Source organism: Arthrobacter sp. Z1-9, assembly GCF_054792695.1.
The window spans coordinates 86,093-111,162 of the sequence record NZ_CP096456.1; the positions used below are offsets into that span (position 1 = coordinate 86,093).

At 64.3% G+C, this 25,070-nt stretch carries 21 protein-coding genes; 7 read left to right on the forward strand and 14 right to left on the reverse strand.

The features are described from left to right. Positions 1 to 2 precede the first annotated feature (2 nt). The 8 genes from M1D93_RS00455 to M1D93_RS00490 are packed head-to-tail and all read right to left on the reverse strand — an operon-like array spanning position 3 to position 8,293. On the reverse strand, positions 3 to 1,004 hold the full coding sequence (locus M1D93_RS00455; RefSeq protein WP_461173246.1) for a sugar phosphate isomerase/epimerase family protein: 1,002 nt from the start codon (positions 1,002 to 1,004) through the stop codon (positions 3 to 5). Between the two features lie 2 nt (positions 1,005 to 1,006). Beyond that, positions 1,007 to 2,131, reverse strand: coding sequence for a Gfo/Idh/MocA family protein (locus tag M1D93_RS00460; protein WP_461173247.1), 1,125 nt, complete (start codon positions 2,129 to 2,131; stop codon positions 1,007 to 1,009). Beyond that, positions 2,116 to 2,814, reverse strand: a complete 699-nt coding sequence (locus tag M1D93_RS00465; RefSeq protein ID WP_461173248.1) for a ThuA domain-containing protein — start codon at positions 2,812 to 2,814, stop codon at positions 2,116 to 2,118. The genes M1D93_RS00460 and M1D93_RS00465 overlap by 16 nt, the downstream gene beginning before the upstream one ends. A 52-nt stretch (positions 2,815 to 2,866) precedes the next feature. Beyond that, positions 2,867 to 3,871 (reverse strand): sugar phosphate isomerase/epimerase family protein, encoded by a 1,005-nt coding sequence (locus M1D93_RS00470; RefSeq protein WP_461173249.1) that lies wholly within the window; start codon positions 3,869 to 3,871, stop codon positions 2,867 to 2,869. 28 nt (positions 3,872 to 3,899) lie between these two features. Then, on the reverse strand, positions 3,900 to 5,093 hold the full coding sequence (locus tag M1D93_RS00475) for a Gfo/Idh/MocA family protein (protein ID WP_461173250.1): 1,194 nt from the start codon (positions 5,091 to 5,093) through the stop codon (positions 3,900 to 3,902). 29 nt (positions 5,094 to 5,122) lie between these two features. Then, entirely contained in the window at positions 5,123 to 6,028 is a 906-nt protein-coding gene (locus M1D93_RS00480; RefSeq protein ID WP_461173251.1) for a carbohydrate ABC transporter permease, read from the reverse strand. A 1-nt stretch (position 6,029) separates the two neighbouring features. Then, complete coding sequence (locus M1D93_RS00485) at positions 6,030 to 6,968, reverse strand: carbohydrate ABC transporter permease (RefSeq protein ID WP_163167036.1); 939 nt, start codon at positions 6,966 to 6,968, stop codon at positions 6,030 to 6,032. Next, positions 6,965 to 8,293: an extracellular solute-binding protein gene (locus M1D93_RS00490; RefSeq protein ID WP_461173252.1), complete on the reverse strand. Its 1,329-nt coding sequence runs from the start codon at positions 8,291 to 8,293 to the stop codon at positions 6,965 to 6,967. Before M1D93_RS00490 ends, M1D93_RS00485 begins: the two co-directional genes overlap by 4 nt. A gap of 232 nt (positions 8,294 to 8,525) precedes the next feature. Between M1D93_RS00490 and M1D93_RS00495 the strand changes: the two genes are divergently transcribed. Further along, the gene (locus M1D93_RS00495) at positions 8,526 to 9,581 is read left to right on the forward strand and encodes a LacI family DNA-binding transcriptional regulator (RefSeq protein ID WP_461173253.1); all 1,056 of its coding nucleotides are present in this window, start codon (positions 8,526 to 8,528) and stop codon (positions 9,579 to 9,581) included. A 107-nt stretch (positions 9,582 to 9,688) separates the two neighbouring features. Here the strand turns inward: M1D93_RS00495 and M1D93_RS00500 are convergent, their stop codons facing one another. From M1D93_RS00500 to M1D93_RS00515, 4 genes are read right to left on the reverse strand one after another with little or no spacing between them, the layout of a single operon-like run. After that, positions 9,689 to 12,052: a beta-xylosidase/alpha-l-arabinosidase gene (locus M1D93_RS00500; protein WP_461173254.1), complete on the reverse strand. Its 2,364-nt coding sequence runs from the start codon at positions 12,050 to 12,052 to the stop codon at positions 9,689 to 9,691. A gap of 2 nt (positions 12,053 to 12,054) precedes the next feature. Beyond that, positions 12,055 to 12,873 (reverse strand): carbohydrate ABC transporter permease, encoded by an 819-nt coding sequence (locus M1D93_RS00505; protein ID WP_461173255.1) that lies wholly within the window; start codon positions 12,871 to 12,873, stop codon positions 12,055 to 12,057. Continuing rightward, positions 12,874 to 13,827: a carbohydrate ABC transporter permease gene (locus tag M1D93_RS00510; protein WP_461173256.1), complete on the reverse strand. Its 954-nt coding sequence runs from the start codon at positions 13,825 to 13,827 to the stop codon at positions 12,874 to 12,876. A 7-nt stretch (positions 13,828 to 13,834) separates the two neighbouring features. Continuing rightward, the gene (locus M1D93_RS00515) at positions 13,835 to 15,133 is read right to left on the reverse strand and encodes an extracellular solute-binding protein (protein WP_461173257.1); all 1,299 of its coding nucleotides are present in this window, start codon (positions 15,131 to 15,133) and stop codon (positions 13,835 to 13,837) included. Between the two features lie 139 nt (positions 15,134 to 15,272). On the opposite strand from M1D93_RS00515, the gene M1D93_RS00520 reads away from it, so the two are divergent. Both M1D93_RS00520 and M1D93_RS00525 read left to right on the forward strand, forming a co-directional pair. After that, a complete protein-coding gene (locus M1D93_RS00520) occupies positions 15,273 to 16,295 on the forward strand; it encodes a LacI family DNA-binding transcriptional regulator (protein ID WP_461173258.1) in 1,023 nt (340 codons plus the stop codon). A gap of 32 nt (positions 16,296 to 16,327) precedes the next feature. Beyond that, positions 16,328 to 17,236, forward strand: coding sequence for an aldose-1-epimerase (locus M1D93_RS00525; RefSeq protein WP_461173259.1), 909 nt, complete (start codon positions 16,328 to 16,330; stop codon positions 17,234 to 17,236). A 64-nt stretch (positions 17,237 to 17,300) separates the two neighbouring features. On the opposite strand, the gene M1D93_RS00530 is transcribed toward M1D93_RS00525, so the two are convergent. After that, entirely contained in the window at positions 17,301 to 18,467 is a 1,167-nt protein-coding gene (locus M1D93_RS00530; protein WP_461173260.1) for an endo-1,4-beta-xylanase, read from the reverse strand. 187 nt (positions 18,468 to 18,654) lie between these two features. Here M1D93_RS00530 and M1D93_RS00535 point away from each other — a divergent pair, with 187 nt between their 5' ends. From M1D93_RS00535 to xylA, 3 genes are all read left to right on the forward strand, one after another. After that, positions 18,655 to 19,683 carry a LacI family DNA-binding transcriptional regulator gene (locus M1D93_RS00535; protein ID WP_461173261.1) on the forward strand — a complete coding sequence of 343 codons (1,029 nt, stop codon included), beginning with the start codon at positions 18,655 to 18,657 and terminating at the stop codon, positions 19,681 to 19,683. Between the two features lie 113 nt (positions 19,684 to 19,796). Next, positions 19,797 to 20,528, forward strand: coding sequence for a polysaccharide deacetylase family protein (locus M1D93_RS00540; RefSeq protein WP_461173262.1), 732 nt, complete (start codon positions 19,797 to 19,799; stop codon positions 20,526 to 20,528). Positions 20,529 to 20,647: 119 nt separating this feature from the next. After that, positions 20,648 to 21,835, forward strand: coding sequence for a xylose isomerase (gene xylA / locus M1D93_RS00545; protein ID WP_461173263.1), 1,188 nt, complete (start codon positions 20,648 to 20,650; stop codon positions 21,833 to 21,835). Positions 21,836 to 21,951: 116 nt separating this feature from the next. Here the strand turns inward: xylA and M1D93_RS00550 are convergent, their stop codons facing one another. After that, entirely contained in the window at positions 21,952 to 23,238 is a 1,287-nt protein-coding gene (locus tag M1D93_RS00550) for a glycoside hydrolase family 1 protein (RefSeq protein ID WP_461173264.1), read from the reverse strand. Between the two features lie 225 nt (positions 23,239 to 23,463). Here M1D93_RS00550 and M1D93_RS00555 point away from each other — a divergent pair, with 225 nt between their 5' ends. Continuing rightward, positions 23,464 to 25,020, forward strand: coding sequence for an ABC transporter substrate-binding protein (locus M1D93_RS00555; RefSeq protein ID WP_461173265.1), 1,557 nt, complete (start codon positions 23,464 to 23,466; stop codon positions 25,018 to 25,020). The last annotated feature ends 50 nt before the right edge of the window (positions 25,021 to 25,070 follow it).

Consider the following 25,070-nt stretch of genomic DNA (forward strand, 5'->3'; position numbering starts at 1 on the left):
GGCTACACGGGGGCGAGTTTCGCCGCCGGCTGTTGCCGCCCCTGGGCCACCTGGCTTGTGCCCAGCGCGTAGCCGTCTGCCTTGGGGAGCACATGCCGGCGGAGGTAGTCCTGGTTGCTTGCCGCCACACTCAGGCCATCACCGCCGTAGTGCTCGGTGCAGAGGATGCCCTGGAAACCGACGGACAGGGCCAGTTTGAAGGCCTCGCGGTAATTGATGAGGCCGCTTTCCATCGGTGCCGGCATGGTCACGTACATATCGCGTGCCACGTCCTCGTCCCGGAAGTAGTTCTTCATATGCCAGTAGTTGGAGAACGGCAGGGTCTTGGCCACCAGCTCCCGCCAGTCCTCCACCGGCCGGTGGAGCCGGATCAGGTTGCCGAGATCCGGGTTGAGCCCCACGTTCGGGAGTCCAATGTCCTGGACAAGGCGCACGGATGAGTCCGCCGTGCCCAGGTACGTGTCCTCATACATCTCCAGCGAGAGCAGGACTCCCACCTCCGCGGCGTGCCGGCCGAGTTCGCGGAGACGGCTTACTGCCTTGCCCCAGGTTTCCTTGTCATCCGCCGGGTCCTTGTGGCCTTCGACCGTCCAGAACCACAGCTGCTCTTGCTGCTCCGGCGTGATGGCCTGGTGGAGGCCGACGGACACAACCTCGCAACCCAACTCCGCCGCCGCGTCAACGGTCCGGTGGCTGTAGGCCAGGTTGGCTTCCCAGTTGGCCTCCTCGATGACGCTGCGGCGGATGGCGGAGATGGCCGGGATCCCGATCCCAGCGTCCTCCGCCGCCTGCTTGAACTCCGCGAGGCGGTCCCGGCTGAGGTCACCAGGACGGACCCAGCTGTCCGTCAGGTCTGCATTCGCGAACCCGGCTTCCTTGACCTCGGTGAACGCTTCCGCCCACGCCGACGGATCAGCGTCATTGATATGGGTTCCCTGGGCGTTGGTGCCAGGAAAAGGCAGCATTGCCGCGGTGATGGGCCAGTTTTCGGCTGTGTAGGCCATGGCTAGGAGGCTTCCTGGGCCTGGAGCGCGTCCACACGCTCGGTCAGGACCGTCAATTCGACGCTCGCCGGCCGCTCAACCGTGCTGTTGATGCGTACCGTTGTGCCGCTGTGGGCCGATTCGAGGACCGACTCCATGACGTCAAGGACGTGGAAGGCCATCGCTCCGCCTGCGCGGGGCTCCGCACCGGGCTGCGTGGCGGCAAGATCCGCGATGCCGAAGCCGCGTCCGGAGTCGACGTACCCGGCGGCCACCGGGAGGGTTTCCCAGCCCTCGGCGCCCAGGGAGAACAGCTGGACCTCGCCAGCAAAGTGGTTCGGGTCCGGCACCACCAGGGATCCGCGCTCACCGTGGATCTCGATGTTCGGTGACTTGGACTTTACGGCGTCGAAGCTCATCAAAAGAGTGGAGAGCGCACCAGAGGCGTGGACCAGGACGCCGGTGACGTGCGAATCGATATTAACGGGGACCTTTTCGCCCTGGCGGGGTCCGGAGCCGATGGTGCGCTCGTTGCGGGTGTGGCTTGCCGCGCCCATGACTGAGACAACGGGCCCCAGCAGGGTTACCAGGGCTGTCACGTAGTAGGGGCCCATGTCCAGGAGGGGGCCGCCGCCGGGCTGGTAGTAGAAGTCGGGGTTGGGGTGCCAGCGCTCGTGGCCTGGCGTCACCATGGTGGCGGACGCGGAAATGGGCGCGCCGATCAGTCCGTCATCGATGGCTTTGCGGGCGGTCTGGATGCCGGTGCCCAGTACCGTATCAGGGGCGCAGCCGACGACGACACCGGCCTCGCGCGCCGCGTCCAGCACTTTGCGTGCCTGGCCGGTTGTGGTGGCGAGGGGTTTCTCGCCGTACACGCTCTTGCCTGCGGCGATGGCCTTCACCGCCACTTCGGCGTGCGCTGCCGGGATGGTCAGGTTCAGGACCAGTTCGACGTCGTCCGCCGCGAGGAGCGACTCAACGGAAACGGCCCGGGCGCCCTCGTACTGCTCCGCCACGGCCTGGGCACGCGCGGGGTCCAGGTCCGCCACCGCCACCAGCTGGATGTCCTCGAGTTTCCGGAAACTGGTTAGGTACTGCGCGATGATGGCTCCGCAGCCGACGATTCCTACTTTCAACGGCTTGCCCACAGCATGCCCCTTTCGATGATGGTGCGGACGTTGGTGTCCTGGAGGACTTCGACGCGGTGGCCCGGGGTGGCGACGAAGATGCGGCCCTTGCCCCATTGGCGGGTCCAGATCGCGGGGGAGGTGACTTCCCGGTTCCAGGGATCCCATTCCCGGACCTTCTGGGTGGTGGTGGCGAGGACATCGATGTAGTCGTCCGAGAGCACCCAGTACTGTTCGGTGACGAGGTCGAAGTCGGTGAGGCCCTTGGTGACCGGGTGCTCGGCGGCTGCGGGGAGCATGTTCACGGTGTAGGGCACGTAGTTGTCGGACTGTTCACCGGTGCGTTCGTTCGGGTGCTTGCCTGGGTGGCAGGCGAACTGGCCGCCGATCATGTGCAGGTAGTCGGAGTTGTTCCGGTATGAGTCGGCGATCCCGCCGTGCCAGCCTGCCAGGCCCGTGCCGTTTTCTACGGCTGTACGCAGCCCCGCGAACTCGTCCTTTTCGATGGTGCTCATGGTCATGCACTGCAGGATCAGGTCAACCCCGGCCATGTAGTCGGCGTCGGCGTATACCTTGGGGGATTCCTCGACGCGGACGTCGTAGCCGTTGTCCTGGAGGTAGGGAATGAAGAGCTCGGTTGCCTCGTAGGGCTGGTGGCCGTCCCAGCCGCCACGGACCACCAGGGCGTTCTTGCGTTCTGTCATTTCGGTTTCCTTTGGTTGGTTTGCCGGCGGGTCAGGGCCGGTAAGAGTCGGGTCAGCGGCTGGCGAAGGCTGCGTCAAAGGCGGCAGCCGGCGGGGCGATCCGGGCGAGTTCCTGGACCATGGCCAGTGCCTGCGGTGCGCCGATGAGCCGGTCCATGCCTGCGTCCTCCCATTCGATGCTGGTGGGGCCGTCGTAGCCGATGGCGTTCAAGGTCCTGAAGATGCGGTTCCACTGAACGTCGCCGTGCCCGGCGGTGACGAAGTCCCAGCCGCGCCGGGGATCAGCCCAGGCCAGGTGGGAGCCGAGGCGGCCGTTGCGGCCGTCAAGCTGGCGGACCGATTCCTTCACATGGACGTGGAGGATGTGTTCTGCGAAGTCCTGCAGGAACATCACCGGGTCCAGGTCCTGCCAGATGAAGTGGGACGGGTCGAAGTTCAGTCCGAAGCTCTTGCGGTGCCCGATGGCCTCCAGGGTGCGCTTGGCGGTCCAGTAGTCATAGGCGATTTCGGAGGGGTGGACCTCCAGGGCGAATCGGACACCCACCTCGTCAAAGACGTCCAGGATGGGGTTCCAGCGGTCCGCGAAGTCCTGGTAGCCGGCGTCGATCATGGACTCGGAGGCGGGCGGGAACATGGCGACGGCCTTCCAGATGGAGGACCCGGTGAAACCTGTGACGGTTTTGACGCCGAGGCGGGCAGCTGCCCGTGCGGTGTCCTTCATGGATTCGGCGGCCCGCTGGCGGACTCCTTCCGGATCGCCGTTGCCCCAGATTTCCGGGGACAGGATGCCCTGGTGGCGTTCATCGATGGGATCGTCACAGACAGCCTGGCCGGTGAGGTGGTTGGCGATGGCGAAGACCTTCAGATGGTTCTTCTCGAGGATGTCCAACCGGCCCTGAAGGTAGCTGTCGTCCTCCGCGGCGCGGCGCGGGTTCAGGTGGTCGCCCCAGCAGGCGATCTCAAGCCCGTCAAAGCCCCACTCACCGGCGAGCCGGGCCACCTCCTCGAACGGCAAGTCGGCCCACTGGCCGGTAAACAGCGTGATTGGTCGTGTCATGGGGGTTCCTTCTCCTGCCGTCACGTTCCTAAACCTTTTGCCACTGGCTGGAGTTGGCGGCGCTGGCCTCCACGGCAGCCAATACCCGCTGGACCTGCAGCGCGTCCGCGAAGGACGGTTCCGGCTGGCGGCCCTCGCCGATCGCGCTGACGAGGTCCACTACCTGGTGGGTAAAGCCGTGCTCGTAGCCCAGGCCGTGGCCGGTGGGCCACCAATTGCCCACGTACGGGTGCTCGGGTTCGGTGACGAAGATCCGCCGGAAGCCGGCGTCCGGGGACCCGGCCGCGTCGTAGAAGGACAGGACGTTCATGTCCTCGAAATCAAAGGCAAGGGAGCCCTTGGTGCCGTTCAGCTCCAGGCGCATCGCGTTCTTCCTGCCCAGCGCGTAGCGCGTGGCTTCGAAGACACCGATCGCGCCTGTGGCGGCAGCGCCGCCGTCGAACTTTGCGCTGAAGACGGCGGCGTCGTCGACAGTCACCTTCCCGCGCGGCGCGTCGCTGCTGAGGTCGCCATGGCCGCCCAACCCCACCAGATCACCGGCAAGCGGACGCTCCGGGACAAACGTTTCCAGCAGCGCCGAAACGCCGGTGATGTTCTGGCCGGTAACCCACTGGGCAGCGTCGATGCTGTGCGCCCCGATGTCGCCGAGGGAACCGGACCCCGACTTGCTCTTGTCCAGCCGCCAGGTCATGGGGGCGTTGGCATCGGAGAGCCAGTCCTGCAGATACTGCGCCCGGACGTGCCGGAGATCGCCGAGCCTGCCCTCGTCCACGAACCGTTTAGCCAGTGCCAAGGCCGGCGTCCGGCGGTAACTGAAGCCGCACATGGAGAAGATGCCCTGTTTGGCCGCCGTCTCCGCAGCCAGCGTCATCCGTTCCGCTTCCTCCACGGAGTTCGCCAGCGGCTTCTCGCACAGCACATGCTTGCCGGCCTCCAGTGCGGCGATCGCGATGTCCGCGTGGGTGTTGCCGGGGGTGCAGATATCGATCAGGTCGATGTCGTCGCGCTCGATCAGGCGGCGCCAGTCCGTCTCGACGGATTCCCAGCCGAGCTTGTCTGCTGCGGCCCGTACGCCGTCGGCATTCCTGCCGGCGACCGCGGTGAGCCGGGGCTGCAGCGGCAGGTCAAAGAACCGTGGAGCTGTGCGCCAGGCATGGGAGTGGGCTGCACCCATAAAGGCGTAGCCGACCATGCCGACCCGCAGGGGCTTTGCGGTGGTCATGTTAGTTGTCCTTTCCAAAGTTCCTGGTGTTATTTGCTGAAGCCGGCGGTGAGGCCGCTGAGCAGCTGCCGGCGGCCTACCACGTAGAGCACCAGGATCGGCAGCGTGCTGAGCACTACCGAGGCGAGCACGGCCGGGATGTTGACGCTGTACTCGCCCTGGAAGGTCCACAAAGCCAGGGGAAGGACGCGCAGGCCGGGGCTCTGGGTGAGGACCAGCGGCAGGAGGAATCCGTTCCAGACGTGCAGGCCGTTGTAGATGGCGACGGTCACGATTGCAGGGCGGGTCAGCGGCAGGGCAAGCCGCCACATGGTCTGCCATTCACTGCAGCCGTCCAGCCGCATCGACTCGAACAGTTCGTTCGGCACATCGCGGATGAAATTGGACAGGATCAGGACCGTCAGCGGGATGGCGAAGGCAATCGAGGGAAGCATGAGCGCCAGCAGGCTGTCGTACAGGTTGAGCCGGATGATCATCAGGTAAATGGGGATGATCGTTGCCTGGAGCGGGATCGCCAGACCCATCAGGAACATGCCATTGACCAGCTTGAGGAACCTGCCCTTGCCCCGAACGATGGCAAACGCGGCCATGAAGGAAATCAGCACCGTCGGGATGACGGCCCCGAGCGTAACGATGGTGCTGTTCATGAAGTACTTCGCGAAGTCGGCCTCAAGAACCAGTTTGTAATTTTCCAGCGTGGGTGACGTGGGAAGAGCCAGCGGATTCTGGCCGAAGTAGCCTTCCTGCGTCTTCAGGCTGGTGATGACCACGTAGTAGACCGGGATGATGATGATGGCGAGCCAGATCCAGCCGCCGAGGCCTGCCGGGATGTTCAGCCGCCTCATCCGGAAACCGAGCCCCCGCTGGATGGCAGGGGAGTTGGCCGGGGAACCGGTGGGAGTTTCCTCCGTGCTGCTTTTCAGGACGGTGCTCACCCTACATACCTTCCAATTGGCTGCCCTGCTTGTCCTTGCCTCCAAGGCGCTGGAGGAACAAGGCAAGAGCAAGGCCGATGAGTACGAGAATGACGGCGATGACGCTGGCCGGACCCATGAGGTTGGCCCGGAAACCCCGCAGGTACATGTCCAGGGCCAGGATTCGCGTGGAGTTTCCCGGACCGCCGCCCGTGAGGACGAAGATCAGGTCGAAGTACGTCAGCGATCCGACCACCATCAGGGTGGACGAGGTGATGATGGTGTACTTCAGCTGGGGGAGCGTGATGTGGAAGAACTGCTTGATCGTTCCCGCTCCGTCGATCTCCGCCGCTTCGTAGAGCGATTTGGGAATCTGCCGCACCCCGCCCTGGTAGATCAGGGTATGGAACGGCACGAACTGCCAGGCAATCACGAAGATCACCAAGCCCAGGGCAAGATGCGGGACGCCCAGCCAGTCCTGAGCCAGGAAGGGCAGGCCCAGGCCCGTTGCCAAACCGAAGTTGGGGTCCAGCAGGGCCTTGAAGGCGATGGCCACTGCTGCCGAGGAGAGCAGCAAAGGCAGGAAGTACAGCACCGCCAGGGCGGCCCGGTAGCGCTGGCTTCCTGCCGTAAAGACGCCCAGGAGGAGGCTGATCGGAGTCTGGACCAGCCAGGAGGCGATCATGATCAGGAAGGTCAGTCCCAAGGCGTTGTACAGGCCCGGGTCCGCCAGCACGGAGAACCAGTTGCCCATGCCCGCTGCCCCGATGGCACCGATGCCATCCCAACTGGTGAAGCTCAGGATGAGGACACCGGCCAGCGGTACGACGGCGAAAACCAGGAAGAAGAACAACGCCGGCAGTGTCAGCCAGGCGAGGGCACTGTTTCGCTGCCCGTTGTGCCCGCCGCCGGTTGTGGCGGGGGCGGCAGCCGTACGGGCGGTGGAGACGGCGTTGCTCATTTTCCGAGGGTGCCGTTCATGTTCTCGGCGAACTGCTGCGGCGTGATGGACTTCAGGAACAGCTGGTCAATGTTGTTCAGCAGGGCTTCGGCGGCAGTGGGGCTCAGGGCCTGGTCCCACGACTGCTGGAAGCTCGGCGCGTTCTTGGCCAAGTCGTAGACGAAGTTCAGGAAGTCCTTGTCCGGCGAGGTGTTGAGCTTGTCCTCGATGCCGTTAACAATGGGGACGGATCCGGAATTGATGTAGGTATCAACCACCGTTTCGGTCAGGATGCCTTCCTTGAAGAACTTCTTTGCCGTCTCTTTCTCCGCGTCGGTGGCCTTTGAGGAGATCGACATGTACTGGGCAGGGTTGCCCACGCCGTTCTTGGCGTCGCCCTTGCCGCCGGCGACGGTGGGGAACTGGACGAAGCCCAGCTTGCCGTCCTGGACGAAGTTCTGGCCGCCCTTCTTCATGGCGCCGTAGGTCCACGAACCATGCAGCATCATGGCTGCCTTGCCGGTGAACAGAAGCGCCTGGTCTGCGTTGGAGTCCGCAGCGATGGAGGAGAAACCCTTGATGAAACCCTCCGCCGAGACGAGTTCCTGGATTTTGGTGCCGGTCTCGATGACGGCGGGATCGAGCCAGGAATTGGGCTTGCCTTCGAAGATGGCAGTGAACACTTCAGGGCCGCCGATACGGTCCAGCAGGTATTCAAGCCACATCATGGACGTCCAGCGTGACTGTCCACCAAGCGAGAAAGGTGCCACCCCCATGCCGTTGAAGGTCTTCACCAGCGACATAACGTCGTCCCAGGTCTTCGGCGGCTGGACGCCTGCCTTATCGAACAGTTCCTTGTTGTAGAACAGGACGATCGGGGCCACATACTGGTTGGGCAGTGCATAAATCTTCCCGTCCACCGTGGCTGCACCGAAGGAGGCCGGGAAGAACTTTTCCTTCAGGTCCTGGTTCTCATCAAACCAGCCGGTCAGGTCGTCCACCTGGCCGGCCTCGGCGTAGGTCTTCAGCGTGCCGCCGCCCCAGCCGTAGATGATGGTGGGGGCCTGGCCGGCACCAATCGCGGTCTTGATCTTGGTTTTGTACGCATCGTTCTGGAAGTACGTCACTTCGATCTTGTTGTCCGGGTTTGCCGAAGTAAACGCGTCCACCGCCTTTTGCATGGTGGTCTGGTTCGGTTCCCCGGACAGGTACCACATGCTGGCACCCCCGCCGGCACTGGAGGTGCCCGGTCCCGACGTCCCACAGGCAGTGGCCGTCATGGCGGCGAAGGGAGTCAGGGCAGCAAGGGCGAGGAAAGAGCGACGGGAGGTCTGGGGTTGCTTCATTGCTTCTCCATCTGAAATTGCTTCTTTGCAAATGTTGGGGCGTGAGCTTGGGTAGTGTTTCGAAACATTTCGAACACGTGATTTAGATCACGGTCTAAACTAAAGGGCCGGACTGGTAGAGGTCAATAGCTGTCTCGGACTTTCTTGGGGAGCCTAAAGTCCCACCCTTGACCGCCAGCGTGGGACATAGGAAGAATGAAAGCCCCGAAAGTTTTCGAAAGGTAGCGAACCTATGGCACTCAAAATGCCGGAGCGGGCCAAGCCGACGCTCGCGTCCGTGGCGCGGCAGGCCGGTGTCTCGGCGCCTACCGTTTCGAAGGTAGTCAACGGGCGTGAAGATGTAGCGCCCGAAACCCGGGCTCGAATACTCGCCGCCCTGGAGCAGGCGGGGTACCAGTCCCCCCTGCAGCGCCGTTCCACTGCCGAGGCAGGGAACGTCGTGGAGGTGGTCATTGACGTGCTGGACTCCGCCTACATGATCGAGGTTCTCAACGGGGTACTGCAGTCCGCGGCGGCTGCCGATGTTGAGGTTCTGTTGAGCGTCACGGGTCCGGCACCTTCGAGCCCCCGCGGCCCGGAGCGGCGCGCCCAGCGCATGATGGACCAAGGCAGGGCGGGGATGATTGTGGTGACGTCCGCTTTCAGCGAGGCGCAACTGCATGCGTTCCGCCGCCGCCACATTCCCGTCGTTGTCATCGATCCGCTCAATCCGCCCTCTGCTGATGTGGTGAGTGTAGGTGCAACCAACTGGGCCGGCGGCAAGGCCGCGACAGAACACCTGCTCGGATTGGGGCACCGGCGCATCGCCTACATTGGCGGTATCCCGGGGGCTGAATGCAACCAGGCGCGGCTGCACGGCTATATGGCGGCTTTGATGGCCCAAGGCGTACCCGTGGAGCCCCAGTACATCATTTCCGGCGGCAAATTCCGCCGCGAAAGCGGGATCACCGGGCTCAAGGCGCTGCTCCAGCTCGACCAGCGCCCAACGGCCATCTTTGCCGGAAGCGACAGCATCGCCCTGGGTGTCCTCGGCGAAGCAGGCCGCCACGGTATCCGGGTCCCGGAAGACATCAGCCTTATCGGCTTCGACGGAACAAAACAGGGCGAGGAATCCATCCCGGCGCTCAGCTCCGTAGCCCAGCCGCTGGAGGAAATGGGGCGCGCAGCCTTGCGCTCACTCCTGCGCCAGGTTCGGGGAGAAGTCCTCGATTCCCACCGGGTGGAACTCGCCACCCAGCTGATTGTCCGTGACTCCACAGCCCCTCCCGCGGGGCCGGCAAAGGGGTGATATTGCGAGGATATTTATTGCACCAGGAAAGCAGGACAGGTTAGAGAGGGCAGGCGGTTAAAAGAGGCAGGCGGCCGTGCCACGAGCACGACCGCCTGCCTCTTTTCTCAGTTGCCTGGTGTCACCGTGACATCGCAATGCAGCCTGCGGGTGTGGTCAACGATGCGGGTTTCACCCGTGAGCTCGAACCCGGCGCGCAGGCGGATATCCCCGCTGGAAGCCCCGAAGCGGAGTTCCAGCTCGCCGGCCTCGACGATCCGCTTGCCGTCCCGGCCGGTGAACGATGCGACATCGGCGGGCACCGTGAAGGAAACCCTCGCCGTCGCTTTCGCCTCCAGCGGCACGCGGGCATACCCCACCAGCTTCTGCACGGGGCGGACCACGGAGGCCACCGGATCGTGGAGGTATAGCTGGACGAGTTCGACGCCGGACCGGTCACCGGTGTTCGTGACGGTGATGCTGGCGTTCGCCGCACCATCCACCGCGACGGCTGAGGGTCCCTCCAGTTCCAGGCCGCTCCATTCGAACGTGGTGTAGCTGAGGCCGTGGCCGAAGGGGTAGGCGGCCGCAGGATCGATGTTGGAAACGCTGCTGGCCTGGGCCAGCGGAGAGGCCAGGTATGACGAAGGCTGGGCGCCCGGCCGGGCGGGAATGCTTACCGGCAGGCGGCCGCTGGGGTTGACGCTGCCGCTGAGGATTTTCGCCACGGCCGGCCCGCCTTCCTCGCCGGGAAAGAATGCCTGCACGATCGCTGCGACCCCTTCGACGGCGGATCCCACGGCGTAGGGGCGGCCGGTGAGGAGCACCAGCACCACGGGGACGCCGGTTTCAACCAGCCGGTCCAGCAGCTGCTGCTGGACGCCCGGGAGCACCAGGGATTCCACGTCGCAGCCTTCACCGCTTGTTCCCCGGCCGAAAAGGCCGGCACGGTCACCCATCACCGCGATGACGACGTCGGCTTCGCCGGCGGCAGCAACGGCGTCGTCAAATCCCTCAGTGGACGGGCCGTCGATGGAGCAGCCCGCCGCTACCGTGATGGGGCTGTCCGGGAATTCGGCCCGCAGGGCCTGCGCCACGGTGGGCAGGTCGATGCCAACCGGAACGTCCGGGTGCTGCCCGCCGACATGTGCCGGGAAGGAGTAGCAGCCGAGGAAAGCCGCGGTGTTGTCGGCGTTGGGTCCGACGACGGCGATGCGGCCGGGATTGCGCAGCGGCAGGATGCCGTTGTTGCTGGCCAGGACGATCGACTCTTCGGCAATCCGGGCGGCGAGCTTCCGGTTGGCCGTGGTGTCAAGGGTGATGCTGCCCTCCAGCCCGGCACTGTTCTGCAGACCGGTGTCCTGCAGGGCAGGGGGAACGGCGGACCAGTCCTCATCCAGCAGGCCCAGCTCGATTTTCTGGACGAGCACCCGGTGAAGGGCGCGGTCGATGAGGCTGACGGGAACGCGGCCGGCTTCGACTTCGGCCAGAAGGTGCTCGCCGAAGGCGTGCACGGTGGGAAGTTCGACGTCGACCCCGGCGGCCAGGGCGGCGGCTGCAGCCTGGCCGAGGGACCCGGCGACGCCGTGCAGGTTTTTCAGGAAGGCGATGCCGAAGTAGTCGGCGACTACCGTGCCGTTGAAGCCCCACGTGTCGCGCAGAAGGTCAGTGAGCAGGGAAGCGTCGGCGGCGGAAGGGACACCGTCCAGGTCGGTATAGGCATGCATAACGGAGCGCACGCCTGACTCCCGGATGGCCATCTCGAAGGGCGGAAGCAGGACGTCTGCCAACTCGCGGGCGCCCACGGAGACGGGGGCCAGGTTGCGGCCTGCCTTTGAGGCCGAGTAGCCCACGAAGTGCTTAAGCGTGGCGACGATGCCGCTGCTTTCCAGACCCTGGATGTAGGCGGTGGCCAGGGTTCCGATCAGGTAGGGGTCCTCGCCGATTGTCTCCTCCACGCGGCCCCAGCGGGCATCGCGGACCACGTCGAGGACGGGGGCAAGGCCCTGGTGCACGCCGACCGAGCGCATGTCGGCTCCAATCGAGGCACCCATCGTGCGGATGAGTTCAGCGTTGAAGGTGGCGCCCCACGCCAGCGGCACGGGGTAGGCGGTGGCCTGCCAGGTGGCGAAGCCCGCCAGGCATTCCTCATGGACCAAAGCCGGGATGCCGAAGCGGTTGGCGGCGGCAATGCGCTGCTGGGTGCGCTGGAGCGACAGGGCGCCCAACGCCGGGTCGACGGGGGCCGTGCCGAATGGCCTGGTGAGCTGTCCCAGGCCGCTCGGCAGGAGCTCGTCGAGATCCACTGCCGGGTTCATCTCATTCTGGTGGGGGGCTACTTCGCCGCCCTCCGTGGAAGCACCAACCCAGACGCCGAAGAGCTGTGCGGTTTTCTCCCGAAGCGTCATGGCGGCAATCAGGCTGTCGGCGCGCTCCTGGGGGGTGGACGCGGTGTCGCGCCACGGCGCGCTGTGAGTTTTGGTTTCTGTCATGATTACTTTCCGCCAGCGCCCATGAGGCCCTGGACAAGCGCGCGGCGCGCGAAGAGGTAGGCGAGCAGTACCGGCACCATGGACAGGGTCACGGCCGCCAGGAGTCCGGGGATGTTGATGCCGAACTGCGTTTGGAAGTTGAACAGGCCGAGGGTGACCACACGGGTGGATTCAGACTGCGTCAGGATCAGCGGGAAGAGGAAGCCGTTCCAGGCCTGGAGTGCCGAGAACACGGCGATGGTGGACAGGCCGCCTTTGGACAGCGGCAGTACCAGGCGCAGGAACGCGCGGGCGGGGGAGGCGCCATCCATGGCCATGGCCTCGTAAAGGTCCGGCGTGATGTCGCGCATGGTGCCGCTGAGGATGATCGTGCAGATCGGGAGTGCGAAGGCCGCCGTCGGAAGAATGACGCCGAGCAGGTTGTCATAGAGGCCCACCGTGTTGATCAGGTAGAACACCGGAACGATGACAGCCTGGGCCGGAATCGCCAGGCCCAGCAGGAACAGGCGGAAGATGGCCGTTGCGGCACGGCTTTGGCTTCGCACGATGGCATAGCTCAGCGGGGGTACCAGCAGCAGGACGAGGCCCACCACACCAAGGGTGACGACAACCGTGTTCAGGAAGTACCTGCCGAATCCGCTGCTGATGGCATCCACGTAGTTCTGCAGGGTGAAGCTGGTGGGGAACGACAGCGGCCCGTTGTCGCCGAACTCGGCACGCGTCTGGAACGTCGCGGACAGCATAACGTACAGCGGAACAGCAACGATGGCCAGCCAGATGAAGGCCCCGACGCCGGCGAGGTAATTCGGACGCGTTTTCATTTAGAGCCCCTCCATGGAACTGCGCATCTTGTCGTACCCGGAAACGCGGACCACAGCGAAGGAGATCGCCGTGGAGATCACGACGAGGACCAGCGCAATCGCGCTGCCGGTGCCAAAATCGAACCTGCGGAAGGCTTCCTGGTACATGTGGAAAGCGGTGATGGTGGTGCCGGTTCCCGGTCCGCCGTTGGTCAGGATGAGGACTGTTTCAAAAGTCGTCAGGCCGCCGACCACCATGAGGATCACCGACGTGATGATGCTGTTCTTCAGCTGCGGCAGCGTGATGCTGAAGAACTGCCTAACGGTGCCGGCGCCGTCGATCGAGGCAGCCTGGTACAGGACCGGCGGGATCTGGCGGGCGGCACCCTGGTAGATCAGGGTGTGGAACGGCGTGAACTGCCACATGCCCACGAAGATCAGCACCGCGATGGCGCCGGTCTGGGTGCCGAGGACGTTGCCGTCCCCAAACAGCCACGACAGCTGGCCGGGGATGCCGAAGTTGGGGTCAAGGAGGGCGCGCCACAGGACGGAAATCGCCGCCGAGGACAACAGCAGCGGAACGAAGTAGATGGCGCTCAGGATGGCGCGGTTTTTCTGGTTCCCGGCCGCCCAGACGCCCAGCAGGATGCTCAGCGGAGTCTGGGTGATGATGCCGAGCGCAATAAACACCAGGCTCAGCCAGAGGCTCTGGAGCATCACCGGGTCCTCAAAAAGAGCCTCCCAGTTCTTGAGCCCCACGAATTTGGGATCGCCGAGACCGCTCCACGTAGTGAAGGACAGCACCGCCACCGCAACAAGCGGCACAAGCGCGAAAAGCCCAAAGAAGATGGTGGCAGGAAGGGCCCAGACAAAGCCGGGGCGGCTCGAGGTGGAGCCGCCCCGACGTGCGGGACGGCCCTTTTCGGGGCCGCCCGCACGTTCCGGGCGCCTGCGGTTTGCAAGCGTCGTTGTCATGATTTTCCTAGAGGCTCTGCATGGCCTTGATGAAGCCGTCTTCATCAATTTGTCCGCTGAAGAACTGGGAGACGGCGGTGAGGATGGTGACGGTTGCTTCCGGCGGGTAGGCCTGGTCCCAGGAAAGCTGGAACGACGGCGCTTCCTTCACCAGGCTGAACTGGTACTTGGCATACTCGGGGTCTGCAGCCTTGTCGAGGAACTTTTCCGTGTTGGTGGTGGTGGGGAGGTTGCCGATGGCCACCTGTTCCTGCACGAACTGATCCGAGTACATGAGCTTCAGGAAGTCGCGGGCGGCTTCCGGATAGCGGGTGTTCTTGTGGATCGAGTAGAAGTTGTTCGTGTTGCCCACGAGGTTGTCCTCGTCGCCTTTTCCACCGTCGATCTTCGGGAACTCGCTGTAGCCGAGGACATCGGCGGCGAACGCTGCGTCATTGCTCTGCTGCGTGGAGTACTCCCACGAGCCCATGAGCTCAAAACCGGCCTTGCCGCTGGCAAGAAGGGCGGGCGAACCGCCGTCGGTGAACTTCACGGAGTCGAAGTTGGTGCCGAAGGCCCCTGCATCCACCAGTTCGCGGAGCATGCCAAGCGCCTTTCGGCTTTCTTCGGATTCCCAGACGCTGCTGTCCCCTTCAAGGGCCTTCTGGAACAGGCCCTCGCCTGCGACGCGGTCGTAAAGGTACTCAAACCACATCAGCGTGGGCCACCGGTCGCCGGCGCCCAGGGCGATGGGGGTGATGCCCTTGTCCTTGAGGATCTTCACGTCCTCCAGCAGTTCATCCCAGGTGGCGGGCGGGTTGCTGATGCCGGCGTCAGCCAGGACCTTGGAGTTGTTGAAAAGCATGACCGGCTGTGTTCCGCGCATGGGAACCCCATAGGACTTCCCGTCGATAACCGCGGTTTCAAACACGGACGGCAGGAATGCGTCCTTCAGTTGCGGGTCTTCCTTAATGAAGTCATCCAGTGGAAGCACCAGGTCGGCGTCCACAAAGCTCTTGATGCTGCCGCCGCCCCAGTTGAAGAAGATATCCGGCGCGGTGGGGGTGTCCATGATTGTCTGCAGCTTGGACTGATATTCCGCGCCCGGAATCTTGTCGAGGACGATCTTTACCTCGGAGGTAGCGTTAAAGGCGTCGATCATTTTTTGTTCAACTACGTTGCCTGCGTCGCCGTACATCGCGACGTGGAGTTCATTCTCGGGCCGGCTTGACGCGCCGGACTCGCCGGAGCAGCCCGCCATTGTCAGGCCAAGGGCAAGTGCCGCACCGCCTGCAATAGTGCGTGCGACCCATCCATGGTTGTTCATCTTCGAACGCCTCTCGAAAGTTTCGATACTTTGATCGAAAGTTATTTGACGTCTGCCAGTGTAAGTTGCGTTACACCGAGGGCGCAAGGCTTCAATACTTTCAGTACGCAGCAATCGAACTCCCGCTATGCTGGTGCTCATGTCCAGCCCAGTATCGTCAGACGCGCGCGTCACCCTCGCCCAGTTGGCAGAGGAGGCAGGCGTTTCGCTGTCCACAATTTCGAAGGTTCTTAACGGACGCTCTGACGTTTCTCGTAAAACGCGGTCGAAAGTTGAGGAACTCCTCGAGGAGCATGGCTACAAGCGCCGGAAGACCACCGCATCTAAATCGGCCCTCCTGGAGCTTGTCTTCCATGAGCTTGAGAGTGCCTGGGCGCTGGAAATCATCCGCGGTGTGGAGAACGTCGCAAAAGCAAACGGCATGAGCGTCATCCTCACCGAGAGCGGCACCAGGCATGCTCCGGGGACGGATTGGATCGAAGGGGTGATGGCACGCCGGCCCGCCGGGGTGGTACTCGTCTTTTCCGATCTGCCGCAGGAGTACCGGCAGCAACTGGACGCCCGCTCCATCCCGTTCGTAATTATTGATCCGGCAGGTGATCCCGCCCCCGACGTGCCTTCGGTTGGTTCGGCCAACTGGGCCGGGGGCATGATGGCCACCCGCCACCTCATCGAACTCGGCCATACACGCATCGCTGCCATCTCCGGTCCTGAGGACATGATGTGTTCCCTCGCCCGTATCGACGGCTACAGCTCCGCCCTGAACTCCGCGGGCATTCCCCTCGACCGCACCCTCATCAGATACGGTGACTTCCACGTGGACGGCGGCCGGAAACATGCCCTTGAGCTGCTGCAGATGGAGCAGCGGCCTACTGCCATCTTTGCCGGGAGTGACCTGCAGGCCCTCGGCGTGCTGGACGCCGCCCGCCAGCTGGGAATTTCAGTCCCGGCCCAGCTGTCCATTGTGGGGTATGACGACCTCCAGGTGGCACGCTGGTCCAGCCCGGCGCTGACCACCGTGCACCAGCCCCTGATAGAAATGGCTGAAGAGGCGGCGCGCATGGTCCTGCGGCTCCGGGAAGGCGAGCGGCCCAATAACCTGCGCCTTGACCTGGCAACATCCCTTGTTGTCCGCCAAAGTACTGCCGTCTGCCCCGACTGATTCGCGGGCAGCATCTTCCTGAAAGGAACACCATGTCCATTGCGGGGCCCAACGGAGAGCTGATCATCCTCGAGGCGGGGGACTATAAGGCCACTGTCGCCAGCGTGGGAGCCGGACTCGTAAGCCTGTCATTCCAGGGCCAGGACATCGTGCTGCCCTTCCCCGGGCACGAACTGCCGCCAGCCTATGCGGGGAAGGTGCTGATGCCCTGGCCCAACCGGGTGGCCGGTGGCGCCTACACGTTCGCCGGCCAGCGCTATGAGCTGCCCGTAAATGAGGCCTCTACCGGCAGCGCCTTGCATGGGCTTGCGCTGTGGAGTGCCTGGCAGGTGGAGCGGCACTCGGACAGTGAAGTGGCACTCACCCATCTCCTGCACGGAGAACCTGGTTACCCGTTCCAGCTCGCCCTCTCCGTGCGTTACGCGCTCGACGCCGGCACGGGGCTTCGGGTCGAGCTTCACGTCGCCAACTGCGGCTCGGCGGCGGCCCCTTACGGCTGCGGCTCGCACCCTTACATCACCGTGGGCGGCGAGGACCTCGACAACTGTGAATTGAGCTTCCGGGCCGGGAAAGTTCTCCTGACTGACCACCAGCTCCAGCCCACTGACCTCCTGGATACCGCAGGTACGGACTTCGACTTCGCCGAGGCCCGGATACTGGCTTCGCAGTCGCTCGACCACGCCTTCACAGACCTCCCCCGAGGTAACTGGAACGTCACGCTGCGCAACCCCGCCCTCAAGCTTTCCGCAGTGGTGGAAGCCAGCGGAACCGATGCCCCCTGGCTGCAGCTCTACTCGGGTGAGCTGCGCGGCCGGAAGGGATTGGCTGTTGAGCCCATGAGCTGTCCTCCCGATGCCTTCAATTCCGGCCAGGACCTTGCTGTCCTGGAACCAGGCCAGTCGCATTCCCTTGCCTTCCGGGTCCATGCTGTGAAGGGCTAGCGGCAGGACATAACAATGCGGCCCGGAACCATGGGCTTCCGGGCCGCATCCTTATGCGTGGCTGTTACTGCTGGTAGGCGGGGTGGTGGCCGGCGCGCTGGTCTCCGCCCGGGTTGGCCGTGAGGAGCGTGGACTGCAGTGCGTAGTACGAGGGCTTGCGCGTGTAGTCCTCCCACATCACTGTGGCCTCGCCCTGGCCGCTGAAGAAGACCGGCACCCAGGAGTACTTGTCGTTGAAGCCCCAGATGGTGAAGGACTTGCAGTCCTCAACGTTCAGGCAGGCCTCCAGTGCGCGCTGGTAGTAGTCCGCCTGCTTGGCCAACTGCTCTTGCGTCGGCTTGGTCCCTGCCGCGATGTTCATGCGGACGTCGATCTCCGTGACGGCGGTTTCCAGGCCGAGGTCGTCGAAGCGCTGAAGGTTCTTCTGCAGGTCGCCGGGGAAACCGTACTGCGTGCTGAGGTGGCCCTGTACGGCGAAGCCGTCCACCTTGACGCCCTGGGCCAGGAGCTTCGAGATGAGTCCGACGTAGGCCGTGCTCTTGGGGTTGATGCTTTCCACACCGTAGTCGTTGAAGAAGAGCTTGGCCTTCGGATCGGCTTCGTGGGCCCACCGGAAGGCGTCAGCGATGATCTCGGGGCCAAGTTCCCGGATCCAGATGTTGTCAGTGGTCCGGAGCGTGCCGTTGTCGTTGAAGATCTCGTTGGCGACGTCCCACTGCTGGATCTTGCCCGCGTACCGGCCAACAACAGTAGTGATGTGGTCCTTCAGGATGGAACGGAGTTCGTCCTTGCTGAAGTTGCCCTGCTCCAGCCAGGCCGGGTTCTGGCTGTGCCAGAACAGCGTGTGGCCGCGGACCACCTGGCCGTTCTGCTGCGCGAACTCGACGATGGCGTCCATCTCGGCGAAGCGGTACTGATCACGCTGGGGGTGGATGAACTCCCACTTCGCCTGGTTCTCCGGCGAGACGGAACTGAACTCTGCGGCCAGGACCTCACGGTACTGCTGGTCGGACGTGAAAGGGTTGGCGTAAGGCATGGTCTCGTGGTGGCCTCCGCCGGCAACTGCCGTGCCAATGCGGACGCCCTTTGGTGCGGCCCATCGCAGGGTGTCCTGCTTTGCAAGGCCAGGGGGCTGCGGCTTGTCATTTCCGTCGGCGACTGCGGGCAGTGCCGTGGGGAGGACAAATGCTGACGCCATCACAGCGGCAGCAACCATTTTTGCAACCTTCATTAAAAGCTCTCCTTTGAGTACGAGCCGATCGGGCACATAACTCCGATCGCGCCTTTCCGGAAACTTCCGGAACTTGGTTGTTGTAGATTAGGAGCGTTTCGGAGAGCACGTCAAGGGTTTTGCTGAAAATGCCGTGGCCGGCACTGCGGCAGGAAGGCCTATACTGGCTGCGACCCAGGAGGAATGCGTGCCCGAGAGCCAGCGCCCGGCAGTCACGATTTCGGCTATTGCCGCCGAAGCGGGGGTGTCAGTGCCAACCGTTTCCCGCGTGCTCAACGGCAGGGGTGATGTTTCCGCCCGGACCCGCGAGCGGGTGGAAGCCTTGCTGCGGGACCACGGCTATCAGCGGCGGGGAACCCGTCCGGATCTCCGGTCGGGCCTTATCGACCTCGTTTTCAATGACTTGGACAGCCCCTGGGCGGTGGAAATCATCCGTGGCGTGGAGGAAGCCGCCAATGAAGCGGGGGCTTCGACTGTAGTGTCGGCGATCCACCGCAAGACCAGCCCGACGTCCACCCGGCAGTGGCTGGATAATGTCAGTGCCAGGGCAAGTGACGGGGCCATCCTTGTCACGACAGACCTGGATTCCTTCCTGCGGGCAGAGTTGCAGCGCCTGCATGTCCCCGCAGTGGTGGTGGACCCCGCCGGTGTGCCGGACCTGGATGTGCCCACGATAGGTGCCACCAACTGGACCGGAGCGGTCGGTGCCACCGAACACCTCACTGGAATCGGCCACCGGCGGATTGGATTTGTGGCCGGCACACCTGGCCTGTGGTGCAGCAGGGCGCGGCTGGACGGCTACCGCGCGGGCCTTGACGCGGCCGGCATCCCCTTTGATCCGGTGCTGGTGGTGGAGGGCGACTTCGACTACCAGTCCGGGTTCCGGGCCGGGTGCAGGTTGCTGGAGCTGGCACACCCGCCGTCTGCCGTTTTCGCCGCGAGCGACCAGATGGCCCTCGGCGTGTATGAGGCAGTGCGTAAGAAGGGCCTGCGGGTGCCCGAGGACATCAGTGTCGTTGGCTTTGACGACCTTCCGGAGGCCCGCTGGGCATCCCCTCCGCTGACCACCGTCCGGCAGCCGCTGGCGGAGATGGGCAAACTTGCCGCGCGCACCGTGCTTCGGATGCTGCAGGGCGAAGGCGTTGCAAGCCCCCGCGTGGAACTTTCCACCAGGCTTGTCGCCAGGGAGAGCACCGCCGCGCCCCGCAGCGCCTGATCCCTTTGTTCCGGAATTCCTCTTGGCGCACCCTCGACGGGGCGCTGAGCGCGAGCCTACGCTGAGCGCGTTCCGGAAATTACCGGAAATCTCCGCTCTCCAATGAGGTAGACATGAATTTCCCACTACACCGCCCGTCATTGCTGCGTCAGGCGCTGTTGCCTTTCGCTGCCACCGTTCTGGCACTTGGTGCTGCCGTCCCGGCAGGCCTCGCCGGTGCAGCTCCCGCCCAAGCGGACCAGGCCACCCCGGCGATCGTTGATTCAACCAGGCACCAGGGCAAGTACCTAAGCCTGACCTTCGACGACGGTCCCGATCCTGTTAACACCCCAAAGCTGCTGGCCGTGCTGGAGAAGCACCACGTCAAGGCCACCTTCTGCCTGTGGGGAGACCACGTAAAGCAGCACCCCGAGATCGTCCGCCAGATCGCTGACGCCGGCCATATGCTCTGCAACCACACGATGCATCACGACAACATGGGTGAATGGAGCCCAGAGGCCATCAGGGCCGATCTTGAAGAGACGAGTGCCGTTATCCGGGCGGCCGTTCCGGAGGCGAAAATCGACTACTTCCGCGCTCCCTACGGAAGCTGGGGACAGACTCCGGAGGTGGCCGCAAGCATGGGCATGCAGCCCCTTGGCTGGGCCACGGTAGTGGGCGACTGGGATCCGCCGGGAACGGCAGAACTGGTTCGCCGCATCAGGGAGGGCATCAGGCCGGGAGGTGTGGTGCTCCTGCATGACGGCGGCGGGGACAGGAGCCAGACGGTGGAAGCAGTGGACCAGATCATTCCGGAACTGCAGTCTGGGGGCTGGCGCTTCGACAAGCCTGCGCGCCGCGGCTGAACTCCGCCTGACGCGCTTCGCCTCCTGCTCCCTTGACGCCACCGCTGCTGCAACAATATAGTTCAATTCATAAACTAATTGGCTGTTCCGGCCTTACTCTTTGACTGCAAGGACGCATCATGACTCTTTCCCCGACCCCCGCTGACAAGTTCACTTTTGGTCTTTGGACTGTTGGCTGGACCGGTGCTGACCCGTTCGGTGTCGCTACCCGTGCGGCGCTGGATCCGGTGGAGGCGGTGCACCGGCTCGCCGAGCTGGGCGCGTACGGCATCACCTTCCATGACAATGACCTGGTCCCGTTTGAGGCCACGGCCTCGGAGCGGGAGCTGATCCTGAAGAACTTCAAGGCGGCCCTGGCCGAGACCGGGCTGAAGGTCCCGATGGTGACCACCAACCTGTTCAGCCACCCGGTGTTCAAGGACGGCGGGTTCACCTCCAACGACCGTTCCATCCGCCGCTTTGCCCTGGCCAAGGTCCTGCGCAACATTGATTCCGCTGCCGAGTTCGGCGCCGAAACGTTCGTGATGTGGGGCGGGCGTGAGGGCAGCGAATACGACGGGTCCAAGGACCTTTCCGCGGCCCTGGACCGGATGCGCGAGGGTGTGGACACCGCCGCCGCGTACATCAAGGACAAGGGCTACAACCTGCGGATCGCCCTGGAGCCCAAGCCCAACGAACCCCGGGGCGATATTTTCCTGCCCACCGTCGGGCACGGCCTGGCGTTCATCGCCCAGCTCGAACACGGCGACATCGTGGGCCTGAACCCCGAAACCGGGCACGAGCAGATGGCCGGGCTGAACTTCACCCACGGCATTGCCCAGGCCCTGTGGGCCGGCAAGCTGTTCCACATCGACCTCAACGGCCAGCGCGGCATCAAATACGACCAGGACCTCGTCTTCGGCCACGGCGACCTCACCAGCGCGTTCTTCACCGTGGACCTGCTCGAAAACGGCTTCCCCAACGGCGGCCCCCGCTACGACGGCCCCCGGCACTTCGACTACAAACCCTCCCGCACCGACGGCTACGACGGCGTCTGGGAATCCGCCAAAGCCAACATGACCATGTACCTGCTCCTGAAAGAACGCGCCCTGGCCTTCCGCGCCGACCCCCAGGTCCAGGAAGCCCTCGCCGCCTCCGGCGTCTTCGAACTCGGCCAAACCACCCTCACAGCAGGCGAAACCGCCACCGACCTCCTCAACGACACCACCGCGTTCGAGGACTTCGACGCCGACAAAGCAGCCGAACGCTCCTTCGCCTTCGTCCGCCTCAACCAACTCGCCATCGAACACCTCCTCAACGCACGCTAGGCAGGATCCGTACTGCCGTCCGGCCCCTTCAGCAACCGCTCCATCCGGCGGTGCTGAGGGGGCCGGTGCTGTGTTTGAGCTGTGCTTAGCTCCGAGCCTGATGCGTGCGACGGCGGTCAGGCCGGCTGGGGTGCCCTGCTGGCCACTGCGTCGTTTGCCTCAGCGTTACGCATCTGTGCCTGGCGGCCCAGCCAGCGTGCGCTCTCCTTGGGTGTCCGTTCCTGGGTCTTCCGGTCCACCGCGATGAGGCCGAACTTGGGTCCGTAGCCGAACACCCACTCGTAGTTGTCCAAGGCCGTCCAGGCGATGTAGCCGCGGATGTCGATGCCGTCCGCCAGGCAGGATGCCACGCAGTCCACAGCGGTGCGGAGGTACTCCACCCGCTGCGCGTCGTCCTCGGTGGCCAGGCCGTTTTCCGTCACCATAACCGGAATGCCGGCGATGCGGTGCGCTTCCCGAATGGTCACTTCGAGGGCCTGGGGGTAGATTTCCTCGCCCATCTGGTTCGTTGCCACCCCTTCCGGGGCCGGCGCGTGGCCGTTCGGACCGTAAACCGTCCGGCCGTAGGTCTGGATCCCCACAAAGTCATCACCGCGGGAAGCCTCCAGGAAGCGTTCGTTGACGTCGCGGCGCACCTGGTCAGCAAGTTCCTGGCCGCCGTCGATGGACTGGATGTCCGAGTTGGCAAGGGTCCAGCCCACCAGCAGGTCCGGCCGGTGGGCTTTGATAGCGGCCGTGGCGGCCCGGTGCGCCGCCAACTTGACGTTGAAGCCGGCCTCCGTAGAGCAGAACTGGAACGGCGCCACCGTGCTGGCATCCACGCCCAGCCGTTCGGCGGCTGCGGCCCACACGGGTACGGAACCGCGGTTCTCCGGCGCGATGCCACCGATCCCGAAGGACTCCAGCAGCCACGGCAGGTTCGGTTCATTCAATGTACAGGCGACGCCGATGAGGTCGCCCAGGTGCGCCATCACGCGGTCGCAGTAGCGGGCAAAGAGCTCCGCCGTCCGGGAGCCTTCCCAGCCGCCGAGGGTGAGGAGCCAGCGCGGGGAGGTGAAGTGGTGGAACGTGACCACGGGGGTGAGGCCGTACTCGAGGCAGGCCTCAAGCATGCGGCGGTAGTGGCCAAGTTCGGCCTGTGAAAAGTGGCCTTCCTCGGGCTCAATGCGGGCCCACTCGATGGAAAAGCGGTAGCTGGTGAAGCCCAGGCCCGCGATCAGGGCGATGTCCTCGCGGTAGCGGTGGTAGTGGTCCACGGCGTCACCCGAAGGCTCGGAGAACATGCTGCCGGGGAGGTGCTCCAGGAACCAGGTGTCGCTGTTGACGTTGTTTCCCTCCACCTGGTGCCCGGCGCTGGCGACGCCCCAGAGGAAGTCCTGCGGGAATGCTGATGCGGTGGTCATGTGGTTCCTTTCGGTTCAGCGCCGGCAGACGGCGCACCGGGCCTCTCTGCCCTGGCTTTCAATCCTTGCCGGGCGCGTGACCGGGGCCACAATACTTTTTCAATGAATGACATTCTCATGTGAGCGCCGCGCGCCACCGGCTGATGCTTGGAAGGAGCCGGCCAGCAGCCAGCCCCCCAAATCGTTCCCCTCCGTTTGTCACATCAGAATGCAAAGGCGCACCATATGAAACTTCTGAACTCCACCGCCCGAGCGAGCTCCGCCGTTCTGGCCGGAGCGCTCCTGCTGGGGTCCTTGACCGCCTGCGGCGGCGGTTCCGGCCAGGCGTCCGCCAAAGTGGATACCAGCACCCTGACCCTCGCCATCGACAGCGACTCGGCATCCTTCGGCTTTGACCCGCTGCGCGTCTCGGCTGCACAGCGGCAGTTCTTCGAGGGCCTCTACGAAAGCCTGATGACGCTTCAGCCGGACGGCTCGGCAGGCCCGGGTCTGGCCAAGGAGTTCAGCTACAACGCGGACAACACCGTCCTGACACTCACGCTCAAGGACGACGTCACCTTTACGGACGGATCAAAGCTCGACGCCGAACTGGTCAAGGCAAACCTGGACCGCCGCTCCGATCCCGCCCTCAGCGCCTACTCCGCCGTCACCACGGGCGGCGCGCAGGAGATCGCCTCCGTTGACGTTGTCAGCCCCACCCAGGTGGCCCTGACGTTCACCAAGCCGCAGCCCGGCTTCGAAAAGAACCTGGCGTCCACCACGGGCATGATCGTCGGCAAGAACGGCGTCACGGACAGCTCAAGCCTTGCCGCCACTCCGGCGGGATCCGGCCCCTACACGCTGGATCCTTCCACGGTGAAGGGCAACAAGTACGTCCTGGTAAAGAATGACAAGAGCGCGGAGGCCGCGAAGTTCGCCTTCGACAAGGTCATTTTCAGCGTGGTCCAGGACCCGCAGGCCCGGGCGAACGCGTTGGTGTCCGGCCAGGCTGACGTGGCCATGCTGACCTCTTCCACCGTTGACTTCGTGAAAACCAAGGGTGTGGGTGTGTCCCAGATCGGCGGCACCGTCAACACCATGATTTCCTTTGACAAGATCGGCAAGACCGCCCCTGCGTTCGCCGAGGAGAAGGTCCGCCAGGCCATCCAGTACGCCATCAACCGCCAGGCCCTGGTGGACGCACTGCACAAGGGTGACATCCCCGCGTGGAATGCGCTGCCCAAGGACTCCGCGGGCTTCACCAAGGACCTTGAAACCACGTTCGCCTACAACCCGGACAAGGCCAAGAGCCTGCTGGCCGAAGCGGGCTATCCTAACGGCTTTGAGTTCACCATCATCGCCAGTGCCCAGACCCAGACGGACCTGCAGGCAGTCCAGAAGGACCTCGCCGCCGTCGGCATCACCATGAACGTGAAGATGTCCTCGTCCACGGATGAGGCCTTCGCCGCCGTCGCCACCACGCCCCTCGGTTACGCACCGCTGAACTGGGACAACCCCGTCGGCGTGATGTACGGAGCCATCCTCAACGGCTTCACCAACGTGCAGAAGGCCACGGACGAACAGCTCAGCGCCGCCACCGGCGAACTTGCTGCCGCCAAGGACGACGCCGCCGTCAAGGCAGCAGCCACCAAGCTGAACACACGGCTGGTGGAATCCGGCTGGATGATCCCGCTGTACGAGGCTCTCACCAACCAGGGTTACAACACCAAGAAGATTGCCCCGGTGGAGTTCGCCGGCACCAACGCCTACCCGCTCCTCTCGTCCTACAAGCCGGCCAGCTAATTCCCGCTCCTGCCGGGCGGCCCTCCCTAAAGAGGAGGGCCGCCCGGCGG

Excerpts from the sequence above, each read along its gene's own strand:
- M1D93_RS00455 (WP_461173246.1), bottom strand. The coding sequence starts at position 1,004 with ATGGCCTACACAGCCGAAAACTGGCCCATCACCGCGGCAATGCTGCCT.
- M1D93_RS00465 (WP_461173248.1), bottom strand. The coding sequence starts at position 2,814 with ATGACAGAACGCAAGAACGCCCTGGTGGTCCGTGGCGGCTGGGACGGC.
- M1D93_RS00470 (WP_461173249.1), bottom strand. The coding sequence starts at position 3,871 with ATGACACGACCAATCACGCTGTTTACCGGCCAGTGGGCCGACTTGCCG.
- M1D93_RS00475 (WP_461173250.1), bottom strand. The coding sequence starts at position 5,093 with ATGACCACCGCAAAGCCCCTGCGGGTCGGCATGGTCGGCTACGCCTTT.
- M1D93_RS00485 (WP_163167036.1), bottom strand. The coding sequence starts at position 6,968 with ATGAGCAACGCCGTCTCCACCGCCCGTACGGCTGCCGCCCCCGCCACA.
- M1D93_RS00490 (WP_461173252.1), bottom strand. The coding sequence starts at position 8,293 with ATGAAGCAACCCCAGACCTCCCGTCGCTCTTTCCTCGCCCTTGCTGCC.
- M1D93_RS00495 (WP_461173253.1), top strand. The coding sequence starts at position 8,526 with ATGGCACTCAAAATGCCGGAGCGGGCCAAGCCGACGCTCGCGTCCGTG.
- M1D93_RS00500 (WP_461173254.1), bottom strand. The coding sequence starts at position 12,052 with ATGACAGAAACCAAAACTCACAGCGCGCCGTGGCGCGACACCGCGTCC.
- M1D93_RS00505 (WP_461173255.1), bottom strand. The coding sequence starts at position 12,873 with ATGAAAACGCGTCCGAATTACCTCGCCGGCGTCGGGGCCTTCATCTGG.
- M1D93_RS00510 (WP_461173256.1), bottom strand. The coding sequence starts at position 13,827 with ATGACAACGACGCTTGCAAACCGCAGGCGCCCGGAACGTGCGGGCGGC.
- M1D93_RS00515 (WP_461173257.1), bottom strand. The coding sequence starts at position 15,133 with ATGAACAACCATGGATGGGTCGCACGCACTATTGCAGGCGGTGCGGCA.
- M1D93_RS00520 (WP_461173258.1), top strand. The coding sequence starts at position 15,273 with ATGTCCAGCCCAGTATCGTCAGACGCGCGCGTCACCCTCGCCCAGTTG.
- M1D93_RS00525 (WP_461173259.1), top strand. The coding sequence starts at position 16,328 with ATGTCCATTGCGGGGCCCAACGGAGAGCTGATCATCCTCGAGGCGGGG.
- M1D93_RS00530 (WP_461173260.1), bottom strand. The coding sequence starts at position 18,467 with ATGAAGGTTGCAAAAATGGTTGCTGCCGCTGTGATGGCGTCAGCATTT.
- M1D93_RS00540 (WP_461173262.1), top strand. The coding sequence starts at position 19,797 with ATGAATTTCCCACTACACCGCCCGTCATTGCTGCGTCAGGCGCTGTTG.
- xylA (WP_461173263.1), top strand. The coding sequence starts at position 20,648 with ATGACTCTTTCCCCGACCCCCGCTGACAAGTTCACTTTTGGTCTTTGG.
- M1D93_RS00550 (WP_461173264.1), bottom strand. The coding sequence starts at position 23,238 with ATGACCACCGCATCAGCATTCCCGCAGGACTTCCTCTGGGGCGTCGCC.
- M1D93_RS00555 (WP_461173265.1), top strand. The coding sequence starts at position 23,464 with ATGAAACTTCTGAACTCCACCGCCCGAGCGAGCTCCGCCGTTCTGGCC.